The sequence below is a fragment of the Lactiplantibacillus sp. 30.2.29 genome (genome assembly GCF_018991255.1).
Taxonomy (GTDB): domain Bacteria; phylum Bacillota; class Bacilli; order Lactobacillales; family Lactobacillaceae; genus Lactiplantibacillus; species Lactiplantibacillus pentosus.
In genome coordinates, this window is record NZ_JAGYGU010000001.1 from 1 (window position 1) to 9,790 (window position 9,790).

The window sequence follows — 9,790 nt, forward strand, 5'->3', positions numbered from 1 at the left end:
TATTGGAACCGATCTGCAAGGCATAAGGCGACACGATCAGTTATTTGCTGCATACGGGTAATTAGGCCGTGTGGTACATCGCAGCGATGGCAGAGGACAACACTTACAAAAGTTAATTGAAATTGAATGAGGTGTTGCGATGCGTCATGATGGTGCTTTACTTTGATGATTGTCGTATCGGCAGTTCAAGCTATCCTTTTGTTTGCAGTCGCGTATGACATTTACAGTCGTGCAGTCCTAAATTTAAGCCGTGCAAAAAATATCAGGGTTAAGACTGATATAATGTGGTTTAAGTTTTTAACGACAGTAAAAAAGCAATCTCGTACAATGTAGCAAATTAAGATATTGCGTCATACATGCGGGTGTGGGCTAGGTCAAGTAGCCCTTCCTCTACATGTGATATCATATCACGGTGGCGCAATCGGTACAACGGACAGACATCTGACAACGAGTGAACTGCATCTCAAATTGGAAAGGATACAGGTCAATTAATCGAAGTTGTACAGCTGCTTAAGACGGGTCAGGACAATATAAATAAACCTAACGAACTGTTAAGACTGCACAAGCAGACGACGTATACCAAGGCAACTGGGACGGGTATCACGTCTTTTTAATATGTATACGGTTTTAACAATCAAGACTGTCGCAAATCGCGCAACAAAAAACAGACCTCAGCCAAGCTCGCTGACTAAGGTCTGTTTTAAAAGTATCGCTGAAAATTGAAATCAACGCACGATGCTTCAGCTTACGACGCACTGGCTGCCTGAACCAATGCCAGTAGGAGCTCGTTTAATTCAGCAGGGCTCTGAATGATTTGGTCCGGAATGACACTTGGAGTGACTTGGTCATTGTGTCGATAATTAAACCAAAAAGTTTGCCAGCCGGCGTGTTTGGCGCTGGTCATATCTAGCGCCGCATTATCACCGACATAGACGGCTTCATTAGCCTTAATGCCGACCTGATGTGCCCAGGTGGTGAAGATGGATGGGTCCGGCTTAGCAATACCCAGTTCATCAGAAATAAAAATATTGTCTGGGTGAACAAAATGTTCAATTTGGAGTTGGTGCAGCTTTTGATGTTGGATCGGTGCTGGACCATTGGTAATGATGCCGATTTTGAACGCGTGGCTTAGCTTGGTCAGCGTGCCAGCCAGTCCATCGAACAAACTGATGTGGTCGAGCGCCTGTTGATAAGCCATTTCAAATTGAATGGCCCAATCGGTACTGACGTGTTTGACGATGGGTGCCAAGGCGTGGCGAATTCTAGCGGTCTGCCAAGCTTCAAGACTCATCGTCGTGTCCATAACTTGATTAAAGGTTTGTTCATTGAAATCGTGGAACCGATTAAATATTTTTGCCAATTCGTCCTGACTTAAAACCGATTGATAAGTTTTGGTTAAAGCAGCGACAAACGGTGATTTTTGATCATATAACGTATCGTCAAGATCAAAAATGATGGCTTTTATCATAATTAAGTGAGCCCCCTATGCGAGATAGTATTTTAACACACTTTCTGTAATTCACAAATTCTTGCTGAAATTGCTTGCATACAACCGGGATTTTCGGTATACTAATTTTCGGTGTTAAAACCAATTCACACCTACTGGGATAATTACGGCGGTGCTCGGGAGAGTGTCGTAATTAGATGAGCAGTGGGGAGGAATAAAACAAATTTTTTGGAGGCACATTTATTATGGCTGTTATTTCTATGAAACAATTGCTTGAAGCCGGTGTCCATTTCGGTCACCAAACTCGTCGTTGGAACCCAAAGATGAAACCATACATCTTTACGGAACGTAACGGAATCTACATCATTGACTTACAAAAGACGGTCAAGATGATCGACTCAGCTTACAACTTCGTTAAGGACGCTGCCGCTGATGATGGCGTTATCTTGTTTGTTGGGACTAAGAAACAAGCCCAAGATTCAATCGAAGAAGAAGCAACTCGTGCAGGTCAATACTACGTTAACCATCGTTGGTTAGGTGGGACTTTGACCAACTGGAACACCATCCAAACTCGGATCAAGCGTCTTAAAGACTTGAAGAAGATGGAAGCTGACGGTACTTTCGAACGTTTACCTAAGAAGGAAGTTTCATTATTAATGAAGCAACGGGCTAAGCTCGAAAAATTCTTGGGCGGTATCGAAGACATGCCTCGGATTCCAGACGTTATCTTCATCGTTGACCCTCGCAAGGAACAAATTGCGGTTAAGGAAGCTCAAAAGTTGAACATTCCGATCGTTGCCATGGTTGATACGAACACTGATCCAGATGATATCGATGTTATTATCCCATCAAACGATGACGCTATCCGTGCCGTTCGCTTGATCACTTCTAAGATGGCTGACGCTGTCATTGAAGGTCGTCAAGGTGAAGACGAAGACGTTACTGAAGATTCTTTCAAAGATGACAAGGATGCTAAGAAGTCCGTTGATTCATTGGAAGACATCGTTGAAGCTGTTGAAGGCGACAACGACGCAAAGTCTGACAAATAATTAATTGAAATAATTAGGCTGCCTAAAAATCGCGGACCATTACGGCCTGATTTTGTGGGCAGCTTTTTATCTAAAAACAAGAGACTCAAAGGAGAGTAAACTATGGCAAAGATTTCTGCAGCACAAGTTAAAGAACTTCGTGATAAAACCGGTGTTGGTATGATGGACGCTAAAAAGGCGTTAGTTGAAACTGAAGGCGACATGGAAAAAGCCGTTGACGTTTTACGTGAAAAAGGGGTTGCCAAGGCTGAAAAGAAGAGTGGCCGGGTTGCCGCTGAAGGTATCGCCGCTGTTGCCATCAAAGACAACAAGGCTGCCATTGTTGAAATCAACTGTGAAACTGACTCAGTTGCTTCAACTGACAAGTTCAAGGACTTAGTCGCTGAAGTTGCTGACAAGATCGCAGAAGAAAACCCAGCATCTGTTGACGATGCCTTAGCTTTAAAGACGGCTAACGGTACGATCAAAGATGACGTTATCGAAACGACTCAAGTTACTGGTGAAAAGATTAGCCTTCGTCGTTTCCAAGTGGTTGAAAAGGGTGCCGACCAAAACTTTGGTTCATACATCCACAACGGTGGCCAAATTGCCGCTTTAGTTGTGTTAGACGGTGCGGACAGTGCAACTGCTAAGGATGTTGCCATGCACGTTGCTGCCATCAACCCAGAATACGTTAACCGCGAACAAGTGCCTGCTGACCGGTTAGCACATGAAAAAGAAGTTTTAGTTAAGGAAGCCTTGAACGAAGGTAAACCTGAAAAGATCGTTGAAAAAATGGTTGAAGGCCGTTTGAACAAATGGCTCTCAGAAATCAGCTTAGACGACCAAGAATTCGTTAAGGACTCTGACCAAACAGTTGCACACTTTGTTGAATCAAAGGGTGGCAAGGTTAACGCATTCATTCGCTTCGAAGTTGGCGAAGGAATCGAAAAGAAGGCTGACAACTTTATCGATGAAGTTATGAGCCAAATCAAAGACTAATTACTGTCTAAAGGATTAGCTAATTGGGGATTGCGACAAAAAGTTATTTTTGCCGCGGTCTCTTTTTTGTTGCCAGGGCGTGAAGCCGCTTTAAAAAGAGAATTCGGTTAATTTTTCGCGCGGATTGTGCTTGCAAGCCAAACGCTAATTCAAATATATGGTAAAATAATAGACAGATAATTTCGAGGAGGACAAGACGATGTCGGAAGTTAAATATAAGCGCGTGATTCTAAAACTTAGTGGTGAAGCCTTAGCAGGTGAAAAGGGTTTTGGAATCAATCCACCCGTCATTAAAACGGTGGCAGAGGAATTAAAGGACGTCTATGACATGGGCGTACAAATTGCAATCGTTGTCGGCGGTGGCAACATGTGGCGCGGTGAAGCCGGTGCCCAGATGGGAATGGAACGAGCACAAGCCGACTATATTGGCATGCTTGCAACAATCATGAATGCACTCGCGCTTCAAGATAACTTGGAGTCGATTGGTGTTCCGACACGGGTCCAAACGTCGATTGAAATGCGGCAAATCGCGGAACCTTACATTCGGCGTAAGGCAATGCGGCACCTGGAAAAGCGGCGGATCGTTATTTTTGCCGGTGGTACGGGTAGTCCATACTTCTCAACCGATACGACCGCTGCTTTGCGGGCTGCAGAAATCAACGCAGATGCAATTCTGATGGCTAAAAATGGGGTTGATGGTGTTTACTCCGCCGATCCTAATAAGGATGCCAACGCGGTCAAGTTCGATAATTTAACGCATCTTGATATTATCAACAAGGGCCTTCAAGTCATGGATACGACGGCTAGTTCATTGTCGATGGATAATGATATTCCGGTTGTGGTCTTCAACTTGAACGAGCCTGGCAATATTCGGAAAGTCGTTGCCGGTGAACACATCGGTACAACAGTCAGGGGGAAATAAGATGGCAGTCACAGAACCAATTTTAAAAGAAGCACAAGAACGGATGAAGAAGGCTGAAGCCGCACTCCAACGCGAATTAGGTAACATTCGTGCCGGACGCGCCAACGCCTCATTGTTGAACCGGATCTCAGCAGATTACTATGGCGCACAAACACCATTGAATCAGATGGCCGCAATCACGGTCCCAGAACCACGGGTCTTAATGGTGACACCGTTTGATAAGAGCGCCCTTAAGGAAATCGAAAAGGCAATTTTGGCTTCAGATTTAGGAATCAGTCCTGCTAATGACGGCTCTGCCATTCGGTTGGTGATTCCACAATTGACGGAAGAACGCCGGAAAGAATTAGCCAAGGATGTCAAGGCTGAAGGTGAACGTGCAAAGGTTGCGGTACGGAACGTTCGGCGTGACGCCATGGAAGCCTTGAAGAAGGGCCACAAGGATGGTCAATTCACTGATGACCAACTTCATCAGTTGGAAGATCAAGCCCAAAAGCTGACCGATCAAGCCGGCAAGGATGTCGATGCGATCGTGGCGGATAAAGAAAAAGAAATTTTGGAAGGCTAATTACCGACCAATTTATTAAGGCTTGGAGAAATTCAAGCCTTTTTTTGTTGACGAATAGTTAATTGCTGCATTTTTTGGTAAAATAGTGCATAGTTAAGCTAATTTTATGGAGGTGCGCTTTGTTCGCTTTTTTTAATAAGGATGATCCTGCCGATCAAACAGAGATTCAACTGGATCCAAACCGCATTCCAGCACACATCGCCATCATTATGGATGGCAACGGCCGCTGGGCAAAGTCACGGCACTTACCGCGAATTGCTGGACACAAAGAAGGCATGAACACGGTCAAGAAAATTACCATCGCAGCCAGTGATTTAGGCGTCAAAGTCTTGACACTGTATGCATTTTCTACTGAAAATTGGAAGCGGCCAACTGACGAGGTCAATTACCTGATGCAGTTGCCCGTGAGTTTCTTTGACACGTTCGTTCCCGATTTAGTCAAGAATAATGTGCGGGTACAGGTGATGGGGTATATCGACCGGTTGCCCGCTGCCACGCAAAAAGCCGTTCAAGATGCGATTGCGGATACGCAGCAGTGTGACGGTATGGTGTTAAACTTTGCCCTTAACTATGGCTCGCGAGCCGAAATCGTGACGGGTGTGCAACAGATTGCCAAGCGGGTGCGTGATGGTGAATTGGATGTCGCTGATATTGATGATGCGACCATCGACGCGGCGTTGATGACGGCGCCACTTGCCCCTTATAATGATCCAGATTTGCTGATTCGAACGAGCGGTGAAGAACGAATCTCAAATTTCTTAATGTGGCAGATTGCTTATAGTGAACTGGTCTTCACGGATGTCAAGTGGCCAGACTTCACAGCGACGACCCTGCAAGCTTGTATCGCGGACTTTCAGAGTCGTGATCGGCGCTTCGGCGGGTTGTCTGATCATAAATAAAAGGGAGTTTTCAGTATGAAACAACGGGTCATTACGGCAGTCGTTGCGTTAATTTTATTTATCCCAGTCATTTTTGTGGGTGGGATTACTTTAGACATCGTTGCCATGTTGCTCGGTGCCATCGCGATGAGTGAATTACTCATCATGCGTAAGAAACTATTGATTTCATTTGAGGCCATCGTTAGTATGCTCGCAGTTATGATTCAAATTGCGCCGACAAAATGGTTCAATGGCTTACCAGATCAGCTCAATAAAGAATATGTGGTTTACTTCTTAGTTATTCTGTTATTGCTGCACACCGTCTGGTCACGCAATCGGTTCTCATTCGATGATGCGGGTGTGTTGACGCTTGGTATTTTGTATATTGGGATGGGCTTCAACTACTTTACCGCGGCACGTGGCATCAACGTTGAAATGTTGTTGTTCTTAATGTTCATCGTGTGGGCGACAGATAGTGGTGCGTACATGGTTGGCCGCAAGCTTGGTAAACATAAGGTGACACCCATTAGTCCCAATAAGACGTGGGAAGGCTGCATCGGTGGTAGCGTGATTGGTGTCATCATCGCCAGTGCGTTTGCCATCGGGTTTCACGTCGGTTATGCGAGTGCCATCAGTATGATTTTGATTACGATTGTCTTATCAATCGTGGGGCAATTCGGCGATCTCGTCGAATCAGCCTTAAAACGCTACTATGGCGTTAAAGATTCTGGTAAGATTTTACCAGGACACGGTGGGATTTTAGACCGTTTTGATAGTATGTTATTAGTTTTCCCAATTGCACACTTATTCGGCTTGTTCTAAGCGAATACCCGAAACGCGGAAGAAAGGGGCGCTAAATTGATCGTTACAATTATTACGTTCATTATCGTTTTCGGAATCTTGGTTATCGTCCATGAATTTGGGCACTTCTATTTTGCCAAAAAGGCTGGGATTTTGGTGCGTGAATTTTCTGTTGGGATGGGACCCAAGGCAGTTGCGTTTCGGCGGAATGCGACGACTTATACGTTACGTTTCTTGCCAATTGGTGGGTACGTGCGGATGGCCGGAGTCGCTGACGATGAAGATGAGGAACTGAAACCCGGAACGCCAGTTAGCTTACAAATCGGTCAGGATGGCATCGTCCATTCAATCAATGCTAGTAAGAAAACGACGTTGTTCAACGGGATCCCGTTATCTGTCACGGCGACTGACTTAGAGCGCGAGCTATGGATCGAAGGCTATGAGAATGGCGACGAGAGCGAAGTTAAACGTTATTCAGTCGACCACGATGCGACCATTATCGAAAGTGATGGGACTGAGGTGCAGATTGCCCCGGTAGATGTTCAATTTCAGTCAGCCAAGCTCTGGCAGCGGATGCTGACCAATTTTGCTGGTCCCATGAATAACTTCATCTTAGCCATCATCACGTTTGCAATCCTGGCGTTCATGCAGGGTGGCGTGACGAGTACGACGACTAATGTTGCGGCGACGACGGCCAATTCGGTTGCGCGTCAAGCTGGGATTCAAAAAGGTGATCAAATTGTCGCTGTCAATGGTAAAAAGATGACCAGTGCGCAGTCGATTTCGCTCCTGATTCAAGACAGTCCCAAGCAACGGTTGCGTTTGACGATCAAACGTGATGGTCAAACCAAAAAAATTACGGTAACACCAGCTGCTAAGACGGTCTCTGGTAATCGCATCGGCCAAATCGGCGTGATGTGGGCGACGAAGACTGACAAGAGTTTTGGTGCCAAATTGGCCTATGGGTTTACGGGCTCGTGGAATATCACCAAACAGATTTTTCAGGTCCTCGGCCGGATGGTCACGCATGGCTTCAGTTTGAACGATTTAGGTGGCCCGGTCGCTATCTTTGCCACGACCTCGCAAGCAGCTAAATCAGGTCTGCGAACGGTGATTTATTTGCTGGCAGTCTTGTCGATCAACCTGGGAATTGTCAATTTATTACCAATTCCAGCCCTTGATGGTGGTAAACTATTATTAAACATTGTTGAAGGCATTCGGGGTAAACCACTACGAGTGGAAACGGAAAGTGTCATTACCTTGATTGGTTTTGGCCTCTTGATGTTATTAATGATTTTAGTCACTTGGAATGATATCCAACGATATTTCTTCTAAGCGATACTAATTTGGAATAATAAGGAGAAGATTTGTAGATGAAACAATCGAAACTGTTAATCCCAACACTTAAGGAAGTGCCAAATGACGCTGAAGCCTTAAGTCATCAGATGATGCTGCGGGCGGGCTACATTCGCCAGATTTCGGCCGGAATGTATGCTTACTTGCCATTAGCCTACCGGGTATTAACGAATATTGAACAAATTATTCGTCAAGAAATGGAAAAGATCGATGCAGCAGAAATGCTGGTACCAGCTGTGATTCCTGCCGAGTTATGGAAAGCCACGGGCCGGTATGAAACTTATGGGCCTGAATTATTCAAACTGAAGAATCGGCATGATCGTGAATTCATCTTGGGACCAACCCATGAAGAAACGTTCACGTCCCTGATTCGTGATGAAGTCAAGTCCTACAAGCGGTTGCCATTGACGTTATACCAAATCCAAGCAAAGTATCGTGATGAAGATCGGCCACGTTATGGCTTGTTGCGTGGGCGTGAATTTATTATGAAGGATGCTTATTCCTTCCACGCCGATGAATCTTCACTGGATGACACGTTCCAAGATATGGCGCAAGCTTATCAAAACATCTTCGAACGTTGCGGCTTGAAGTTCCGCTCGATTATCGGTGACGGTGGCGCGATGGGTGGTAAGGATTCACGTGAATACTCAGCAATCGCCCCAGTTGGTGAAGATACGATCGTTTACTCTGATGCCAGTGACTACGCAGCGAACCTTGAAATGGCCCGGAGTTTGTACGTGCCTAAGAAGTCGCATGCGTCACTCAAAGACATGGAAGAAATCGATACCCCCGGCGTGGGCACGATTGATGAGTTAGCCGACTTTCTGAAGGTCGAAGCGGATCAACTTGTTAAGAGTATTCTGTTTATCGCTGACGACCAGCCAGTGATGGCTTTAGTTCGTGGTGACCATGAAGTCAATGATATCAAGCTGAAAAACTACCTTGGTGCTGACTTCTTAGATATGGCGACGCCAGAACAAGCACAAGAATACTTGGGTGCTAGCTTCGGTTCACTTGGCCCCGTTAACGTCAGTGACGACGTTAAAATCGTGGCTGACCAGTACGTTAAGGACATGGTCAACATCACGGTCGGTGCCAACTCAGATGGTCACCACTTCACTAATGTTAATCCAGAACGGGATTTCCATGCTGAAGATTACGTTGACATTCGTTTCGTTCAAGAAGGTGAACTCTCACCAGATGGTGCCGGTGTCTTGAAGTTCACTAAGGGTATCGAAATCGGTCACATCTTCAAGTTGGGGACGCGTTACTCTAAGGACTTGCATGCCGAAGTCTTAGATGCTAACGGTCGCAACATTCCAGTTATCATGGGCTGCTACGGTATCGGGGTCTCCCGGTTACTCTCAGCGATTGCGGAACAACGCGCCGATGATAATGGTTTAATCTGGCCAAAAGCGATTGCACCATTTGACGTCCACGTCATTCCAGTCAACCCTAAGAAGGCCGAACAAGTCGAAGTTGCTGACCAAGTTGAAGCACAACTGGAAGCTGCTGGCTACAAGGTCTTGTATGATGACCGGAAGGAACGGCCTGGGGTTAAGTTTGCAGATTCTGACTTGATGGGGATTCCAGCGCGGATCACCATTGGGAAGAAGGCCAGTGAAGGCATCGTTGAAATCAAACTTCGCCAGACTGGTGAGACGCTTGAAGTTAAACAAGAAGAGATCGCTAATAATTTAGCCGTCTTACTTGAAAATATTGACTAATTACACGATAGCGTTGCGTCATGTAACGCACTAGTCATTTTTGTTAGTTATTGGAAGAAATCAT

Annotated in this window: 9 protein-coding genes; 8 read left to right on the forward strand and 1 reads right to left on the reverse strand. The window is 45.6% G+C overall.

Annotated features, from left to right (window positions below; genetic code table 11):
- Nucleotides 1–745 precede the first annotated feature (745 nt).
- A complete protein-coding gene (locus KGF65_RS00005) occupies nt 746–1,468 on the reverse strand; it encodes an HAD family hydrolase (RefSeq protein ID WP_050338484.1) in 723 nt (240 codons plus the stop codon).
- Nucleotides 1,469–1,692: 224 nt separating this feature from the next.
- On the opposite strand from KGF65_RS00005, the gene rpsB reads away from it, so the two are divergent.
- The 8 genes from rpsB to KGF65_RS00045 all read left to right on the forward strand — a co-directional run bounded on the left by rpsB (nt 1,693) and on the right by KGF65_RS00045 (nt 9,726).
- Nucleotides 1,693–2,496 (forward strand): 30S ribosomal protein S2, encoded by an 804-nt coding sequence (gene rpsB, locus KGF65_RS00010; protein ID WP_003638969.1) that lies wholly within the window; start codon nt 1,693–1,695, stop codon nt 2,494–2,496.
- 102 nt (nt 2,497–2,598) lie between these two features.
- Nucleotides 2,599–3,477 (forward strand): translation elongation factor Ts, encoded by an 879-nt coding sequence (tsf, locus tag KGF65_RS00015; protein ID WP_003638968.1) that lies wholly within the window; start codon nt 2,599–2,601, stop codon nt 3,475–3,477.
- Between the two features lie 199 nt (nt 3,478–3,676).
- Nucleotides 3,677–4,399 (forward strand): UMP kinase, encoded by a 723-nt coding sequence (pyrH, locus tag KGF65_RS00020; RefSeq protein WP_003638967.1) that lies wholly within the window; start codon nt 3,677–3,679, stop codon nt 4,397–4,399.
- Nucleotide 4,400: 1 nt separating this feature from the next.
- Entirely contained in the window at nt 4,401–4,964 is a 564-nt protein-coding gene (frr, locus tag KGF65_RS00025; RefSeq protein WP_003638966.1) for a ribosome recycling factor, read from the forward strand.
- 119 nt (nt 4,965–5,083) lie between these two features.
- Nucleotides 5,084–5,863 carry an isoprenyl transferase gene (locus KGF65_RS00030; RefSeq protein ID WP_101873374.1) on the forward strand — a complete coding sequence of 260 codons (780 nt, stop codon included), beginning with the start codon at nt 5,084–5,086 and terminating at the stop codon, nt 5,861–5,863.
- A gap of 15 nt (nt 5,864–5,878) precedes the next feature.
- On the forward strand, nt 5,879–6,664 hold the full coding sequence (locus tag KGF65_RS00035) for a phosphatidate cytidylyltransferase (protein ID WP_050338486.1): 786 nt from the start codon (nt 5,879–5,881) through the stop codon (nt 6,662–6,664).
- A gap of 36 nt (nt 6,665–6,700) precedes the next feature.
- The gene (gene rseP / locus KGF65_RS00040; RefSeq protein ID WP_088771159.1) at nt 6,701–7,978 is read left to right on the forward strand and encodes an RIP metalloprotease RseP; all 1,278 of its coding nucleotides are present in this window, start codon (nt 6,701–6,703) and stop codon (nt 7,976–7,978) included.
- A 38-nt stretch (nt 7,979–8,016) separates the two neighbouring features.
- Nucleotides 8,017–9,726, forward strand: a complete 1,710-nt coding sequence (locus KGF65_RS00045) for a proline--tRNA ligase (protein ID WP_101873375.1) — start codon at nt 8,017–8,019, stop codon at nt 9,724–9,726.
- Nucleotides 9,727–9,790 lie beyond the last annotated feature (64 nt).